Annotated in this window: 14 protein-coding genes and 3 pseudogenes; 9 read left to right on the plus strand and 8 right to left on the minus strand. The window is 58.7% G+C overall.

Annotated elements, in window-relative coordinates:
* From M3436_13530 to M3436_13540, 3 genes and pseudogenes are all read left to right on the plus strand, one after another.
* Nucleotides 1-316 (plus strand): phasin family protein (locus M3436_13530; GenBank protein ID MDQ3565109.1); only part of this gene is annotated, 316 nt, incomplete at its 5' end.
* Nucleotides 317-936: 620 nt separating this feature from the next.
* A pseudogene (locus M3436_13535) lies at nt 937-2,101 on the plus strand (NAD-dependent formate dehydrogenase).
* Between the two features lie 673 nt (nt 2,102-2,774).
* Nucleotides 2,775-4,820 (plus strand): annotated as a pseudogene (locus tag M3436_13540) (MMPL family transporter).
* Between the two features lie 542 nt (nt 4,821-5,362).
* Here M3436_13540 and M3436_13545 read toward each other — a convergent pair.
* The 3 genes from M3436_13545 to M3436_13555 all read right to left on the minus strand — a co-directional run bounded on the left by M3436_13545 (nt 5,363) and on the right by M3436_13555 (nt 7,527).
* Nucleotides 5,363-5,989 (minus strand): hypothetical protein, encoded by a 627-nt coding sequence (locus tag M3436_13545; GenBank protein MDQ3565110.1) that lies wholly within the window; start codon nt 5,987-5,989, stop codon nt 5,363-5,365.
* Nucleotides 5,877-6,497: a hypothetical protein gene (locus tag M3436_13550; protein ID MDQ3565111.1), complete on the minus strand. Its 621-nt coding sequence runs from the start codon at nt 6,495-6,497 to the stop codon at nt 5,877-5,879. The genes M3436_13545 and M3436_13550 overlap by 113 nt, the downstream gene beginning before the upstream one ends.
* A gap of 742 nt (nt 6,498-7,239) precedes the next feature.
* Complete coding sequence (locus M3436_13555) at nt 7,240-7,527, minus strand: hypothetical protein (GenBank protein MDQ3565112.1); 288 nt, start codon at nt 7,525-7,527, stop codon at nt 7,240-7,242.
* A 59-nt stretch (nt 7,528-7,586) separates the two neighbouring features.
* Between M3436_13555 and M3436_13560 the strand changes: the two genes are divergently transcribed.
* Nucleotides 7,587-8,423, plus strand: coding sequence for a hypothetical protein (locus tag M3436_13560; protein ID MDQ3565113.1), 837 nt, complete (start codon nt 7,587-7,589; stop codon nt 8,421-8,423).
* A gap of 356 nt (nt 8,424-8,779) precedes the next feature.
* Here the strand turns inward: M3436_13560 and M3436_13565 are convergent, their stop codons facing one another.
* The 4 genes from M3436_13565 to M3436_13580 all read right to left on the minus strand — a co-directional run bounded on the left by M3436_13565 (nt 8,780) and on the right by M3436_13580 (nt 10,268).
* On the minus strand, nt 8,780-8,935 hold the full coding sequence (locus tag M3436_13565; GenBank protein ID MDQ3565114.1) for a hypothetical protein: 156 nt from the start codon (nt 8,933-8,935) through the stop codon (nt 8,780-8,782).
* Between the two features lie 4 nt (nt 8,936-8,939).
* Nucleotides 8,940-9,512 (minus strand): hypothetical protein, encoded by a 573-nt coding sequence (locus M3436_13570; GenBank protein ID MDQ3565115.1) that lies wholly within the window; start codon nt 9,510-9,512, stop codon nt 8,940-8,942.
* Between the two features lie 169 nt (nt 9,513-9,681).
* Nucleotides 9,682-9,855, minus strand: coding sequence for a hypothetical protein (locus tag M3436_13575; GenBank protein ID MDQ3565116.1), 174 nt, complete (start codon nt 9,853-9,855; stop codon nt 9,682-9,684).
* Nucleotides 9,855-10,268 carry a hypothetical protein gene (locus M3436_13580; GenBank protein ID MDQ3565117.1) on the minus strand — a complete coding sequence of 138 codons (414 nt, stop codon included), beginning with the start codon at nt 10,266-10,268 and terminating at the stop codon, nt 9,855-9,857. The genes M3436_13575 and M3436_13580 overlap by 1 nt, the downstream gene beginning before the upstream one ends.
* A gap of 138 nt (nt 10,269-10,406) precedes the next feature.
* Between M3436_13580 and M3436_13585 the strand changes: the two genes are divergently transcribed.
* Nucleotides 10,407-10,703, plus strand: a complete 297-nt coding sequence (locus M3436_13585; protein ID MDQ3565118.1) for a hypothetical protein — start codon at nt 10,407-10,409, stop codon at nt 10,701-10,703.
* Nucleotides 10,704-10,892: 189 nt separating this feature from the next.
* Nucleotides 10,893-11,471: a tyrosine-type recombinase/integrase gene (locus M3436_13590; protein ID MDQ3565119.1), complete on the plus strand. Its 579-nt coding sequence runs from the start codon at nt 10,893-10,895 to the stop codon at nt 11,469-11,471.
* Nucleotides 11,472-12,415: 944 nt separating this feature from the next.
* Here the strand turns inward: M3436_13590 and M3436_13595 are convergent.
* Entirely contained in the window at nt 12,416-12,871 is a 456-nt protein-coding gene (locus M3436_13595; protein ID MDQ3565120.1) for an NUDIX domain-containing protein, read from the minus strand.
* Nucleotides 12,872-13,168: 297 nt separating this feature from the next.
* On the opposite strand from M3436_13595, the pseudogene M3436_13600 reads away from it, so the two are divergent.
* The 3 genes and pseudogenes from M3436_13600 to M3436_13610 all read left to right on the plus strand — a co-directional run bounded on the left by M3436_13600 (nt 13,169) and on the right by M3436_13610 (nt 15,754).
* A pseudogene (locus M3436_13600) lies at nt 13,169-13,368 on the plus strand (transposase).
* Between the two features lie 1,160 nt (nt 13,369-14,528).
* Nucleotides 14,529-15,539, plus strand: a complete 1,011-nt coding sequence (locus tag M3436_13605) for a hypothetical protein (protein MDQ3565121.1) — start codon at nt 14,529-14,531, stop codon at nt 15,537-15,539.
* Entirely contained in the window at nt 15,524-15,754 is a 231-nt protein-coding gene (locus M3436_13610) for an HU family DNA-binding protein (GenBank protein MDQ3565122.1), read from the plus strand. Before M3436_13605 ends, M3436_13610 begins: the two co-directional genes overlap by 16 nt.
* Nucleotides 15,755-15,816 lie beyond the last annotated feature (62 nt).

Here is a 15,816-nt window from a genome sequence, read left to right on the forward strand (position 1 = left end):
GATGAAGGCACTCACCGAGATCAACACCAAGGCCTTCACCAAGTCGACCGAGCAACAGCAGGCCCTCGTGACTAACCTGAGCGAAGGCTGCGCCCACCAAATCCAGCTGGCCACTGAGTCTAAAGGGCATGCGGAGCTGTTGTCCGGCCAGGCCGAACTGGCAGCCAAGCAGCGTGAAAAGCTGCTCGCCATCGTCAGCGATACGGCCAGTGTGCTCGAAGCTGCCAGAGCCGAACTCACCGCTTGGGTGGAAAAAGGCTTCGAAGCCGTGACTCAGCCCTTGAGCAAGGTCGCGGGTGCGAAGCAGGCTGCGTAACCAATACTCATCGCCGGCGCGTGTTCTGCCGGTATCCCACGAAGGTGGGATACCGGCTTTTCCCCACCGAGCTTGTTTTTACTTTATTAAACAAAAATGCTTATGTTGGATCATTGATTTTTCACGGAGGGCGAATGAGGTCGACTTCGTGAACAATACAGGATGTATATCCAGCCTTCTCACTCGTCTCCTCAACCGACTGCCTCAACACCGTTCTGTCCAAATTCTAGATCGGGCCCAGCTCATGCGGACTGGCGTCGACGGATGGGATGTCTCACCGTGATCAGCTGAGTGTGCATTAGTGTTGACCGGCGCACTTGGAACGATCGCGGGACGCAGCTTGGCATTGTGCGCGAGCAACGCCATGGAAGCGGATCAGATGCAACCGCGGACGGGGAACCAGCGCGGCGAGGCGTTGCAAAACTAATTGCATAATATGAGATTTTCGCAATATATGCACCTGGGCTCAAAGCCGCAAGCGTACGTGGGCGCGAGATCGTTGCGTAAACGGTCGTTTGCGCACCGCCCGCAACGCGATTCTCTGTGAGGGGCAGTCGTCGTTCCCACAGTCAGACGACTGAGCGGCGGTATTATTGAACACGTTACCAAGGTGGGAAGAAATGGGTAAAGTTATTTGTGTACTTTACGACGACCCCGTAGATGGCTACCCGAAATCCTATGCCCGTGACGATGTTCCCAAGCTGGAACGTTATCCCGACGGCCAGACCTTGCCGACCCCAAAGAACATCGATTTCAAGCCCGGGGAGCTCTTGGGCTGTATCTCCGGTGAACTCGGGCTGCGTAAATTTCTCGAGGATCAAGGTCACACGCTGCTCGTAACCTCGGACAAGGATGGCCCCGACTCCGTGTTCGAAAGAGAACTACCGGAGGCGGACATTGTTATCTCACAGCCGTTCTGGCCCGCTTACCTGACGGCGGAGAGGATTGCCAAGGCGCCAAAACTGAAGCTGGCGGTTACTGCGGGGATCGGCTCGGATCATGTCGATCTGCAGGCCGCGATCGAGCGGGGTATCACGGTGGCCGAAGTCACCTACTGCAATAGCATCAGCGTATCTGAGCACGTGGTGATGATGATCCTGTCATTGGTACGCAATTACATTCCGTCCTACCAGTGGGTTGTCAATAAGGGTTGGAATATCGCCGACTGTGTCTCGCGGTCCTACGATCTGGAGGGGATGGAAGTGGGAACGGTTGCCGCCGGCATTGGATTGGCGGTTCTAAGGCGGCTGAAGCCATTTGATGTCAAACTGCACTACACGGACCGGCACCGGCTCCCGCAGGATGTCGAGAAGGACCTGAACCTGACTTATCATCCGAACGTCGAGTCGATGGTGCGCGTTTGCGATGTAGTGACGATCAACTGCCCGCTGCATCCCGAGACGGAACATATGTTCGACGACAAGCTCATCGGCAAGATGAAACGTGGCGCGTATATCGTCAATACGGCGCGTGGCAAAATCTGTGACCGTGACGCGGTTGTGCGGGCGCTTGAGAGCGGGCAGCTCGCCGGGTACGCCGGCGATGTGTGGTTCCCGCAGCCGCCACCGAAGGATCACCCGTGGCGGACGATGCCGCACCATGGCATGACGCCGCATACGTCAGGAACGAGTCTATCGGCACAGGCGCGCTACGCCGCCGGGGTACGCGAAATACTGGAGTGCTGGCTCGAAGGCCGTCCAACTGGCCGGGGCAGGTGCTCATTCCTACAGCGCCGGCGATGCCACCGGTGGCTCGGAGGAAGCGGCGCAGTTCAAGAAAGGATAAGGCCTCTAACGAGCCACCCTCAGGGGTAGCTCGTTTTTCGTGTGCCCAGCGGTAGACATCGCAAGCAGGTACTCAAATCCTGTCTGTCTCGCTTCTCCCCGAGGAACTGGAATTCATGGCCAGGCCGTTCAGGCCCTGAGGAACCTTCAGGCTCGATGAGGCGTTCCGAGCAATCGGGAATCCGAAAGGGCTACGGCTGCCTACGCGTGAAGCTACGGCAGGCAGGCCAACGGACGGTTCTCCAGCCTCAAACGAAAGTGGCCGGCAAGGCATCCGGGCTGCCAAGAAAACAGCGAAGGATAAATGGAGAGCAAACCCTGAAGTATCCGACCCGCCGCTGGCGCGTCACCCTTTAGGGACGCCAAGTCATGGGAAGTGCGCTCTATACCTGGGACCATGACTTTCGGAGGGCCTATTCCAGAATCGCCGCATGATCCGCTTTGTCAAATGCAAAGAAGTCACGGCGGAGACTCGATACCCCGCTCCGCGAGCCGCTGCCTGCTCCAGAGGGCCGCTTGAGCATCGTTCTAGCATCGTTCTAAAAGAGCGCACCCGTAAACTAAAGACAAACCAGGGTGCTGTACTATGATGAGCTGTCGTTTTGAAAACCCCCATGCTTGCTGCCCTCGCTAACTTTACCCACCGATTCCGCTTGTTGATCCTGCTGGCCGGGATGGCGTTTGTACTGGCCGGGGTAATTTACGGCACCAAGGTTTTCGATCATTTGTCCCAGGGCGGATTCGACGACACTCGCTCCGATTCGTACCAAGCCAGCCGAATCATTACCGAGCGCCTCGGTCAAACCGACGCTTCATTGCTGGTGTTGTTTAGTTCCGGTGACGCCAAGGTTACCGATCCAACCTATCAATCGGCCGTCACGGTGGCGTTGTCCGAGGTCGCGGCCGACCCATCGGTCCGCCAGGTCACTACTTACTACACCTCGGGTGAGCAGTCGCTGGTGTCCAAGGATCAAAAAAGCACCTATGCCGTCATCAGCCTGGCCGGCACTGAACAGGAGCAACAGAAAGCGGTAGAGCGCCTCCGTCCTCAGTTTCGGAGCGACGAACTCCAAATCCAATTGGGCGGTCCGGCCGCGGTTAACGAAGAAATAAAACATCAGGTTGAATCGGATCTGGCCAAGATCGAAACCTTTTCCTTCCCGATTTTGGCTCTGCTGTTGCTCGTAGTCTTCCGAGGCTTCGTGGCCGCCTCGTTGCCGCTGCTGCTTGGTGGCTTCAGCATCCTCGGCGCCTTTGTCATCACCCGGCTGCTGACCGGGGTGATGGAAGTCTCCCAATATGCGATTAACATAATCACCGTTTTGGGACTTGGTTTGGCGGTGGACTACAGCTTGTTCATGGTCAGCCGGTTCCGCGAAGAGCTCCGCGAGCGGCTCGGTAAGGTGGAGGAGGCGCTGCGAAAAACGATGCAGACGGCTGGCCGAACGGTTTTCTTCAGCGGGCTGACCGTCATGGTCAGTTTGCTCGGTTTGTTAGTTTTCCCGCTGAACTTCTTGCAAAGCATGGGCGTGGGGGGAGCGGCCGCCGTGGCGGTAGCGATGGTGGGAGCGCTGACCGTGCTGCCGGCTTTGCTTGCTCTGCTCGGCAACCGGATCAACGCGCTTTCGTTCGGCAGAAGCCGCCGGGCCTACCAGGCGATTCAGACCGGTGCCGCCACCCGGCCGGCCGGCGGCATGGCTTGGTCGGCGATCAGCCGGTTTTCGATGCGGTGGCCTCTGCTGGTGATTGTCCTTACCCTGGTGCCTTTGATCATTGCCGGTCTGCCTTTCTTGCGAGCTAATTTCGGCTTACCCGATGTCCGGGCACTGCCGGTTAACAGCGAAGCGAGGGAAGTCAGCAAGACGCTTGAACGTGACTTTGGCAGGGAGAGTAGTCCAACCCAAGTGGTCCTTAGGGCACCGTCCCGGGCAATGGAGCCAGCCAACATCGCGGCGGTCCATGAATATGCCAGTCGGCTGCGGACTCAGCCGGGGGTGAAGCGGGTAGTGGCCCGCTACCAGCAGTACTACCGCCAGATCGCCGTCAACCCCGGCACCCTTAAGCCCAAGGAGCGCTACGCCAGCGGCCCCTACATCCTGCTTAATGTTTATTACGACGGCGATTCGCAGTCAAAACAGACGCAGGATCTGGTTAAGCGGATTCGCCAGGTGCCGACCCCGGAGCGGTTCGAAGCGGAGGTTGGCGGCGAGACGGCCGCCCTGGTCGACCTGCTGGCGGCCCTGCGCGAATACATCCCCTATGCCTTGGCGATTATCGTGGGGACGCTGTTTATTCTCCTGATGATAATGCTCCGCAGTCTGCTCATTCCGCTCAAGGCGATCGTCATGAATATTCTGGCTTTGTCGGCTGCCTTTGGCGCCCAGGTTTGGATTTTCCAAGACGGACGCTTTACTGACCTGCTTGGCTTTACCCCGGTCGGCTCAATCGATGCGACCCAGCCGATTTTGATCTTCGCGATCGCCTTCGGCCTATCGATGGACTACGCCGCCTTTCTGCTCAGCCGCATCAAGGAGGAATATGACCGCACCGGCGACAACACCCAGGCGGTGGCGGCCGGCGTCCAAAAAACGGGCGCCATCATTACTTCGGCCGCTCTACTGCTTTTAGTTGTAATCGGATCCTTTGCCACGAGTTCAATTCCGATCATGCGGCAAATCGGGATTGGCTTGGGACTTGCCATCGCAATTGATGCGGTGATTGTTCGACTCTTCCTGGTACCGGCGACGATGCGACTGCTGGGTAGGGCGAACTGGTGGCCGGGTGGCGGTAAACAGCCGCCGGGTTCGGACGATGCTAGGCCACCGAAGCCAAAGGATCCGGATCTGGTTTGTCGAGTCGCTGATCACACAAACGTTGATCGTTCACGTCATCCGCACGAACAAGCTTCCCTTCATCCAAGGCCGCGCGAGTTGGCAGTTCACGATGACCACGGTTGCCATCATGGCCATCGCCGCATGGCTACCTGTCCGTCGCGAATTTCTAAGTCAGACCCCGATCAGTGCTTGATTTAGGAATTCGCGAAAGACACCTTTTACGATGCGGCGCCGCCGTATTTGAGCCTACGGACTCGGCTAGTGAGAAGATTGTATCTACCGTATCAGCATATATGCCGACAGGCGGCGAAAAATTGTATTGCTCTGAAAGCCGCTGGCGATATCGATGGGTTTGCGTCGCTCCTGGAGGACGTCGTGGACCGAGCGCGAGGACACATAAAGAAAGGGTGTAGGTCTCAAACTGATCATCAGTGTACCCTGGCGCCAGGGAATGCAACGACGTTATCGGGAGCTGCGACATGGACACGGTAGGTTTGCGCGAGCAACCGCCAACCGTGATCGAAGCGCTGGCTCTGCGCGAGAGCGCGCAAGCTCAAGATCGCTTGTCCGCCCGCATGCCGCCAACGCATGCCCGATCGTTTCATTCGTTGCGTCACCAGCGTCTTGCACGCCGCTTCCACCACACCAGAACCGATCGGCAACCCCAGCGCTTTTGCCGCCGCATAGCCCATGCGCGCTCGATTGCGGCGGAAGTAGCCGAACTCGGTCGCCAGCACCTTGCGGCGCGGATGCCGGTCGCGCTGATAAGCGAGTGTGCGGATCACCTTTTCGACTCCATCGTGCTCCGCGCGCAGGATGTGTCGATAGGTCTCAAACTGGGTGCGCGCCTTCGAGGTGTTCTCCCCGTAGGCCACTGCAAACGCTGCCTTGAGATGCTCGGCGGCGTGGTAGAAGGCGATGATCTCCTCACCCGCGGGCAGTTCATCGCTGAGGAAGGTCCAGTTGTCCTTGGCCCCGTCGGCAAGCTTGATCACCCCCAACTGCGGGCGTTGTCGGAGTGCGGCCGCTACCTCCGCCGCTAACATCGTCTTCACGGTCGCTTTCTTTGACTCCGGCATCCGTGCCATGCGCACCGTGCCCAGCCGCTCGCCTTCGACAATCGTGAAAGCTCAAGGTCGCACAGCCCACTTCTTGATAGCCGGCCGGTCCTTTCGTGCGCTTGCCTTCGGCAACACCCTGGTCGCGCTTGGCAGCGCGCGCCCCGTCCTTCATCGGCGTCATCACCCCATCGAGCGACACCGCCACCGTGACCGCCGCTTCGGGAATCGCCATCGCCCCGCGCAACTGCGCCTCGAAGTGTTCCCGTTGCGCTTCCCACTGCGCCGAGCACTGCTTCGGCAACCGATCCAGACTGCTCTTCGAGGGGCTCATGTTGCCCACTTCCCGAAACAACCCTTCGGCCTCCTGCGGGGTCAGATGCGCCACCGCCCACAGCGCTTGGCGCGCCGCACGCGGGGTGAACTGACCAGCCACCATACCCGCACGCAACTTCAACGGCACCACCGCCCCATCGCGACCACGGCGGTACAGGGTGCGCCACACTCACCGCACCCGCCGCGCTCAGGTAGGTCTCCGAACTGCGTAACACCCGATGGTGCACGTGCCCGTCAATCAGCAGCTGTGGCTGGTTCACATCCAGCCGCTCCAGCTCCTCGGCGAGGATCTCGCACTCGGCGTCCATGAATACGGCGTGTAACTCCTGTTCAAAGCCTTCGAAGTTCTCCTCCGCCCCACGACGGGCGCGCAGCTCCGCGACTGCCTCGTGCAGTAGTTCGATCGCTGCATTCTTAGCTGTGGCATCGTTTCGGGTCGTGTGAAATACTTGTATCGGGGCAGCCTCCGGATTTCGTTGACTTAATGCACCACGAATTATCCACGAGGACCACTGCCCCTTCACCTCTCTACCGCCATGACAAATTGTCAGCTCACGCTACCGAACATGCAACAACTTCAATAAAATCAGACCAGTTGCCGATTCACACCCTAAAGAAAGCTCTCAGCAAGTTGCTTGACCCTGGCGTGGATCATGACCGTGTGCAAGTGGGCCCGAGTGCTGAAGAGCGGGTGCTGATGGTTGCCAACCGGCCAAAAGGAGACTCTCGGATCGATTAGTAACGCATGCTCACTTCGGCCCGCCGATCAATTGGGCGTCATTCATGCCCAAAGATCTTCGCGCTTGTAATCGCCGATTGCTCTCGTCTATTTGATACAGTGCCCGCCGCGATGCAAGTTTGGGCGAACCATTTTCGGCGGTTGAGAGAGCGGAGCCAGCCGTGCATGGTGCTCATCGGGGCGCATTCGCTTCCGTGCGCAGAGCTACGGACTGACAGTGCTGAGGCGCCTGGTCGATCTGCGCCAGACGCCGGCAGGCCTTTGATATAAGCTCCCCGAGCGAAGGGGTTTCCGTCTGCCATACGCGGGCTGTGCGATCCGCCGAGGCGGTGACCAAAGTCTTGCCATCGGGACTGAACGTGGCCGAGGCAACGATACTGTCATGGCCTTGCAGGGTGATAATCTCCTTGCCGGTGGTGGCGTCCCAGAGCCGGGCAGCATTCTCTACCGTGCTCAACATCGCGGAAGCATTGTAAGAAGTAGTGACCACGGACCCACCGTCGGGGCTGAAGCAGCGAGATGAACCGCATCCTTGTGGCCGCGCAGGACGGTGATCTCCCGCCCCGTGGCAACCTCCCAGATGCGGGCGGTCTTGTCGTAGGACGCGGTGACCACGATCCTGCCGTCGGAGCTATAGACGGCCGACGTAACTATGCCTTCATGGCCACGCAGAACGGCCCTTTCCTTCCCCGTGGCGGCGTCCCACAGCCGGGCGGTCTTGTCATCGGAAACGGTGACGATGGTCCGGCCATCGGGGCTGGACGCCGCCGATTTGACGACCCTCTCGTGACCGCGGAGGATTTTCGCCGTAAAGTACGGAGCCTCCAGGGCCGTGCCGAGGGCACCGATCGTTTCGTTGACCAGCGGAGCACGAGCGCGGCAACCAGACCAACGACGGCGGCGCGTCGGCGACCGCGCTCGGGTGCGGCACCCTTGCGTGCCTGTTCGATCTCGCGCTGCTTCTCCGCCTCGATCCGCCGCTGTTCCTCGGCCACGCGGGCGTCGTCATGGGCAATCGAAGCCTTGATGAAGGGGCGAATGTCGTCGATCAGCGCGTGCGGACGGGACAATAGCTCGCGCGCTTCTTCCAGCGGCCGGCCGGGGGCGAGCAGGCGCGAGTCCTTGTCGGTCGGCTTCCTCCTCGTCCCACGCGCGCATCGCATCCTTGACGCGCTCGACGGTGCGGAGGAACTCGCGGTTGGCATCGACCCACCCGCGACAGGTGTTCCATTCGCGGATCAGCGCCTCGTGGCTCACCTCCACCGTCTCGTGACCGGTCGCCTCGTCAAAGCCGGTGGTAAGCAGCCGCGCATCAGCGAAAAGTCGGACCACCGCCTCCGCTGCCGCATCGCCTGACGGGATTTGCGCACGAGCGCGCGTGTCGGCCTAGCCTTCGCCGGGGTGACGAGGCGGATCATCACCCGCCTCAGCGCTTCCCGTTGCTCAGGTGTCAGCCTTTCCAGCTCTGCCTCGGCACGCGTCGCGATGGCGCCCTTGACGCCGATCGCGGCGTAAGCTCCGTGGGTGAGCAATCCCCGCTCGCGCCTGGCCCACAGCTCGGTCAACAGGAACTCGAGGAGGGGCAGCGCACGTCCGCGCCGTTCCACGCGTCGAACCGGCCCACGAACACCTTGGCCCTCGAAACGGGAGGAGATTTGCTAAAAAAGGGCGCAGCGCGCCCCACCCGGTTCTCGGCCGCAGCAACCGAAACGTTAATGCAATACGTTGTGGACGACGATCAAGCCACCACAGTGAAGCGCATAGCCCGGGTGACACCAGCACTTGATCTCTAAGAGGTGCTCCTGGCCGAACATGGGGCAGAGGTGCGTCACCGGCAGGGTGCGCGCGTCGTCCTGCTCTTCATCCATCGCCCTAAGCAGCCTGACGGCCGACACGGGCCAGCCATGTGTAGGCAAAGCGGGCCTGTGTTGGATCGTGGTCGATGAGATTGAGGTAATGCACGGTACGCAGCCCCTCGACCGCTTTGATGAGAGCCGCCGCGCCTTTCGCCGCTAGCTGGGTTTTCAAAGCGCGCGCGCTCGCAGGACCGTAGACTCGATCTACTTCGACGTAGCCGCTCAGGGAGGCATTTTGCGAAAGCGCATTCAACGACCGCTGTAGGAATCCGACCGTCCGGGTAACGCCGAGGCTGACGGCGCAATCGAAGAGCGCACCGGCGAGCGCCCGGTCATCGATGTCCTCGCCGCCGATCGGGGCCCAGTAATAGGCGCGATAGAATTCCTCGACCGCGGCAATGAGCGCCGGGTCCGCCTCGAGCTTGGCACGGGAATAAACGCGCTGGTCGATGCGCGTCCAGCCAGGCCAATTCGGATGGTGTTTGCGCGAGATCCCGCGGTAGGTCTCGCCGCCGCGGTCAAAGGGATCATTGACGTAACCGCCTTCATAGGCGAGGGTCGCGGCGAGGACTTCCTTGAAATGCGGCATGACGTCGGCTCCTTTTTAGGGCTCAGATAATCCCCGCGTCTGGCGGGTGCGCCGAACGTGGGGCTATTGCCGTACAGACAGTTCCGTGGGGCGCTTACCGGGAGATCGCGCCCTACCCGTACGTAGCAACGGGCGAGCCGAGATCTTTAGGATTTAGGCTTTTTAAGCCTCAAAAGCGGGCGGGAGCTCTGCGGGGCGGGCGTTCGGCGGGCTTGTCCTTGGGGATCTCCTTGTCGATGTCCTCATGCGGATCGGCGAGCGTCGGGGTTGTGCGGTCGTCGATGTCCTGGGCGAGGGAGCGCCCGTCACGCCGCGGATAACTTTGAGGGTTGAGTCGTGGCATTATCGATGTCCTCCGTTCTCCCTTGGGGATCCCGCTTCCATCTCCCCGAAAAATATTCCTTGAGCGTCGTCGCTCAAGGGCGCGATCCCAAGGGCTGTTAACACATTGGCTTTAGGCACGGTACCCGTATAGAGCCGGGCGCCTGCGCGCTTCGCAAGAAACCCAAATATCTCAGCGGTTAGCGGTTCCTGACTGGGGAGCATGCGCAGCGGGTAGATTGCTCCTTCGCTATACGCGACCGGCTGCGGGTTGGCGACTTCGTAATCTCGCGCGGTTTGCGGATCTTTGAGCAGAAGTACGGGCACGGGGAAATCGTAACCCCCGGGCACGCGAATGGAACCGCTTGCGAACTTTCGGCCTTCTACTGCTGCATAAAGCCGGGGAGTCTTGCCCTCACCCGCACCTCGTTCCATGCACGGCGCTCCGTAAATTCTAAAGTTCTATCCCGCAATCCCGACAACGTGGCCTAGAAGGTAATAACCACGCGGCTTACGGCACACTTATACTTTATTAATTTGTGCCGCGAAAACTAAAAGGTTTTGGATTTCGTAATGGCTCAACCTCAACTCTTGATCGCGCTCGACTACGATAAAACCTACACGGCTGATCCGGTGTTGTGGGAAACCTTTATTGCGGCCGCCAAACAGAGGGGGCATTCCGTAATCATTGCCACCATGCGTTACCCACAAGAAGGAGCCGAAATAGAGCAATTACTTGGCTCAAGGGTTGACACGATCGTTTACACGAGCCGACAGGCGAAGTACGACGAAGTGCAACGGCAGGGATTCTACCCTTCGATCTGGGTGGACGACTCCCCGCACTTTCTATTTCATGCAGGCGAACCTTAACCGATTTCGCGGCCCTTTGACCGCGCGTACTACGAACCGCGGTAACGACTTCGCGCACCTCAGCCGATACCTCGATAACCGAGGGCTGCCCGCGGCTTTCGGGGCATGTAACACTATCCAATGTAGTGTTTCAGTTTTCGCGCCTCTCAACGCTGAAAGGGTCTCTTTTACGCTAAAATGAGGCCCGAAATGAAACAAAAGCCTATACAACGGTTTCATAGTCTGTATGACGACGATGGACAGCGAAAATACCTGACCCTGGACGAGCGCCAGGCATTCGCCGAAGTGGCGAATCAGGAGGAAGGGATCGCGCTGACTTTCTGCGGCATGCTCCTGCACACCGGCTGCCGGATCAGCGAGGCGCTTGCGCTCACCGCCGATCGGGTCGATCTCAAACAAAAGAAGATCGTGATCGAATCGCTCAAGAAGCGGCGCAACGGCGTCTATCGCTCGGTCCCCGTACCGGACATATTCCTCAAGGAGCTCGACCTCGTGCATGGTGTTCGCGCGGCGCAGGCCGCGAAGGCCCGCGGCAGGCGCCAGCGGCTCTGGCCTTGGTCACGTACGACCGCCTGGCGGCTCATCAAACGGGTGCTACGGGAGGCGGGTATCGACGGGGGTCAATGCGCAACCGCGAAAGGGCTGCGCCACGGGTTCGCTAAAGGCCCGAGAAGGCGCGCGGCGTTGGCTCGAGTTCTTCGAGGTTGTTGGTTCCGCCTTCGCGCACCTCGAACGGTCGCCGCTGGTACCAGGATACGAACAACTTGATCGACGCAGCACATTTGTAGAGGTCGCCAACGCGGAGAGTAAACTTCGGGTTCTTGAGCAACTCCGCGGATTCAGCCTTGCGGTCGGTGCGATCACCACTGAGAAAAGACCCGTGGAGCTACCACCTTGTGATTCTCGACTCGCAGAACAAGAGAGTACATCCGCCCCTTCGCGAAGACGGCACTCGAGGACGCGACCGCTGCGTATGCTGCCGCGGAGAACCGTGCGAAAAGCGGCGAACCATTAGAAGTGGTGCTCGTATCAGCGGGTCCGAACGAACTACTGAGGCGTGCATACCCAAACTACTTTCTTGACACCCACGGGTTCATAGAAAGGGTTGTACAAGTTATCAGGGAGGTCAATCGTTTGACGGCTAACAAGCCGCCGCATCGCCGTGCCGCTCGCGCTCCGGCGGCGGGTGAGCGCGAACGCTGATAGATCCCCACAAAATTCACGCTTCATTGGCGGTTGAAATGAGGGCGAGCAAGGTCTGGTGTGCCTGGATGAGTTCGCTCTGCCCCACTCCCGCGCATAACATCCCGCCGCTCGGCGGTAGGAGCTCGCGTTAAGTACGCATGCTCGCCGGCTGATCCGTTTAGCAAAAAGCGGGTACTGCGGCTACCGTGGGTAGCAATATAGTAGCAATGGAGAATACAGACAGGTGCTATTATTTCATAGCTTATTGATTTATTTGGCGCGCCCGGAGGGACTCGAACCCCCGACCCCTGGTTCGAAGCCCGTTGCTCGTTCTCGTACTATAAGTATATAAATCAAACAGTTATGGCTTTCGCGTTGTGACATAAGAAACACTATACGACCGTTATGAATCAATAACCTAGGAGCAATGATAGGCGTCGAATGTCACACATTTTAGTAGGTGATCGGTGAACCCCTTCAGTATGGGCGAAGACGGTTCAAAGGAAGTGAACCTATGGGTCCGAGAATTAAGCTGCAAGAGGTGCCGCCGGAGACGTGCGCGCAGTTCCAGGATCTAGAGGAACTGCTCGATCCGCCCTTTGCGGCTCTGTCTGACCGCGCTCGTCCAGGACGTGAGCCGCGCAGACAAGAGCGCCCGGGCCTCGCCATAGTGTAGCCAGCGATATTAAGGTCACGGCTACCTCTTGCGTCGCAGCGAGATAGTACCGTGCCACCTTGCCGGCGCCGTAGGGCTCCGTCTCGCGAAACACTTGGCCCCACGGAAAGTCGAGGTTCCTGAGCGAGGTCTCTTCCTCCACCTCGCGCCGCGCCGCCTCAAACGGGTCTTCCGTGGGCTCGACGATCCCCTTGGGGAAGTCCCAGTAGTTGTACGCGCGCAGCAACAGATAACGGCATTCGTGGTTTACCTGGTGGGTGACAACCATCCCCGCCGAGAGCGTCTTTACCTTCATTTGGGTCTTCACGATTTATCCGGGGGTTCTCACGCTCTGCGATCGGGTGCGCGCCCCAGCCCTTTCGATACCATATCCACCCTGCACCCCTCGCCCGGTGATACCGACGAAAAGTCTTGCTATCGACGGCAAGACGATGTGCAACGCCCTCGACGACCAAGGGCATCAAACCCACATCATGGTGTAGTCGGTCATCAGACCCAGACCTCCTACACCCAAAAAAAGTCGGTGCCCTGCCGATCTGGCGTCGATCGAGTTTTTGGACAGTACGCGGTCCAGTTCATGCTGTCTACCAGGAAGGGGAGCTTACGATTCAATCGCACGTACCGGGAGGAAGTGCTGAGTGCCTACCTGTTCGACGCGCTCGCCGAAGTTCGGCAGATCACAATTGAGTGGCTCGAGCGCTACAACGAAGTCAGACCGCACGACGCGCTGGGAAGCCTGCCGCCGGCGCGTTTCCGCGAGCGCCTGATCGCCGCGGTAACTCCAGTTTAGAACTGTCTACTTGACGGGGGAGCTTACGCACCTGCTTCGGTGCAAATGCAGCCAAGCACTGCTTGTGTGACCGTGGCGGCTTAGTCCAGACCCGGTGAACTTTTGTTGACCGCTTGCAGATGCAGCAGGGTTTTTCAAGCCACGAGCATTCTTCGTGATAATCCGGTGGTGAAGGCCATTTCCGGTTTATCTTGATCGAACGGCCACAATGTCTGCACGGCTTTTCGTACCAAAGAGCATCATGTTTAGCTTTGCACGACTTACACATCTGTGGAGGGGAGTCCCAGTCACAATGAACCTTAATAGCCCCACCACACTCACCGCAGCGTATTTCGTACCACTTCGCCGCACGCTTGTCCATGCAAACATTACAGACTCGCGGAGCGGGCTGCCAATCACGATGAACCCGCATGGCACACCCGCAATCAGCACACCGTATTTCGTACTATTGAGCTGCTTTGGTCTCCTTACATCACTTGCAGATACGCGGAGGATTGTCCCAGTCACGATGCACACTGATGGACGCACTACACTCCTGACACCGAACTTCATACCATTGGGCCGCGCTCTCTGCTTTGCATGGCTTACAGAAACGCGGAGGACTCTCCCAATCTTCATGAGCGTGGAACTCTGCGCCGCAATTTCCGCAGTAAATTATGTACCAGCCGGGCATTCGTGGTTGGTGAAGCCAAAGACTGAAGGTGAGCTCTCTGCAGGAAGAGGAGACTCTCTGCCCAAAATTTTTGGCCGTGACTTCCTATCGCGTCTCATACACGACTTTTGACACTCGTTTGGTCGAAAACTTCTTCCAGTGCTGGATCCAGCTCTGAATATAAGTCCCTTGCAACCGCCACGTACCCGCAACCGTGAATCCAGGCAATCCGACTCGCTGGGCGAGTCGATAAAAGAGCTCTTTCGTCGACGTTGAACACGTCGCGACATCGCGACCCGTCAGGGCAGGCGTGCATTTCTGAGCCATGCACTACCTATCTGGACGAAGTATCATACGTTGGGATGCGGGGTAGGTAGTCAAATACGAAACGAGCATTTTTGGGTCTTCCCGCATTGTGCGACTCGTATGTCTTGGAGTGCAAAGAGTGATCTTTACGGTACGGAGCGGTACAAATTGCAATCGATCGGCGTAGAACAGAAGATCTGAGGAAGCTAACAGCCCATGATTGTCGTTGGAGCGCTCGTTGAATGGACAGCCACGGGCGTAGATCCCGTGGACGGTGGCGTTGCAATATGGCAGGATGGGGCACTTCGTTTCGTGCTTCCAGAGGAGCGGGTTACTCGCCGGAAATACTCGGGCGGGTTTCGTAGATCACTATCCCGTGGTCTTAATGCAATGGGGAAGACGATTGTCGACCTAGATGGACTCTCGTTTGCCAGCTACGGGGAGACGAGGCCGCTTAGCCCGGACCATATTGTCCGGCAAGCGCCTGAACTGGAACCCGTGCGGGAGCGTATCGAAATGCCTCCGTCGCACCACGAACTCCATGCTCTCTATGGATTTCGGCACTCGCCGTTTGGGGAAGCGCTGGTTGTTGTTTTGGACAACGAAGGAATGGTCTTGGGGCCACAGCGGACTCCAACGCCTTTTCCGAATTCTATGGAACGGTGTAGCTACTATCTTGGCGGTCCGAACGGGGTCGATCTCCTGACTCGAGATCTTTACGGGAAGGATGATGTCAGTCTCGGCGAGACATTTAGGAGGTTCAACTACTACTGCGGGTTTCTTTCACATCAATACTCTGGCAAGACAATGGCACTCGCGGGATATGGCAATGCTGAGCGCTTCAGGCACCTGCAGCTAATCTCAGCAAAGGAGGGCGTAGTCCGCGTAGATCTCGATCCTAACGTCGAACGGCCCGGAGACTCAGTGGTGTCTTTTTTTCAACGCCACGGGATTGCCATCGCGCCGCCCTGCGCACCACACCATCGACATCATCAAGACCACCTCGACGCCGCAGCATTCGTGCAGCGGGAATTGGAGATGTTTGTGGCCAATCGCGTTGAAGTCTTATTGTTGGCTACAGGCATGCGTGCGCTAGTGCTCACGGGCGGTGTCGCATATAACTGCCGGATGGTTGGCATCATCGAACGTCGGCTAGGGATTCCTGTGTTCGTTCCGAGACGTCGAAGCTCACGAAAGCACAGGTCAAAGCGGTGTTGGAAGCCCTAGCGAGCTGTGCCCGCTGTCATCTGAAAAAGGGAGGCTCCGGAGAGTTCGTCGTGCCCGAACTGGCGGTCAAGCTAAGGCGAGTCGAGAGACCGGCGACCAAGGCGCGGAAAGGACGCAATCCGCTAACCGGCGAGGATATTATGATCAAGGCGAAGCCTGCGCGGAAAGTCATTCGCGCGCTGCCGCTCAAGGCCTTGAAGGACGTGCTCGCTTAACCCGTGTGTGGCCGCTATGCGCGCTTCTCCTCCATTAAGACCTTCGCCGAGCGGTTCCATGC

This window comes from Pseudomonadota bacterium, from assembly GCA_030859565.1.
Classification (GTDB): domain Bacteria; phylum Pseudomonadota; class Gammaproteobacteria; order JACCXJ01; family JACCXJ01; genus USCg-Taylor.

Coding starts and splice junctions, on each gene's coding strand:
- M3436_13555 (MDQ3565112.1), bottom strand. CDS start 7,527: ATGTTGAGCACGGTAGAGAATGCTGCCCGGCTCTGGGACGCCACCACC.
- M3436_13560 (MDQ3565113.1), top strand. CDS start 7,587: ATGAACCGCATCCTTGTGGCCGCGCAGGACGGTGATCTCCCGCCCCGT.
- M3436_13565 (MDQ3565114.1), bottom strand. CDS start 8,935: ATGGATGAAGAGCAGGACGACGCGCGCACCCTGCCGGTGACGCACCTC.
- M3436_13570 (MDQ3565115.1), bottom strand. CDS start 9,512: ATGCCGCATTTCAAGGAAGTCCTCGCCGCGACCCTCGCCTATGAAGGC.
- M3436_13575 (MDQ3565116.1), bottom strand. CDS start 9,855: ATGCCACGACTCAACCCTCAAAGTTATCCGCGGCGTGACGGGCGCTCC.
- M3436_13580 (MDQ3565117.1), bottom strand. CDS start 10,268: ATGGAACGAGGTGCGGGTGAGGGCAAGACTCCCCGGCTTTATGCAGCA.
- M3436_13585 (MDQ3565118.1), top strand. CDS start 10,407: ATGGCTCAACCTCAACTCTTGATCGCGCTCGACTACGATAAAACCTAC.
- M3436_13590 (MDQ3565119.1), top strand. CDS start 10,893: ATGAAACAAAAGCCTATACAACGGTTTCATAGTCTGTATGACGACGAT.
- M3436_13605 (MDQ3565121.1), top strand. CDS start 14,529: ATGATTGTCGTTGGAGCGCTCGTTGAATGGACAGCCACGGGCGTAGAT.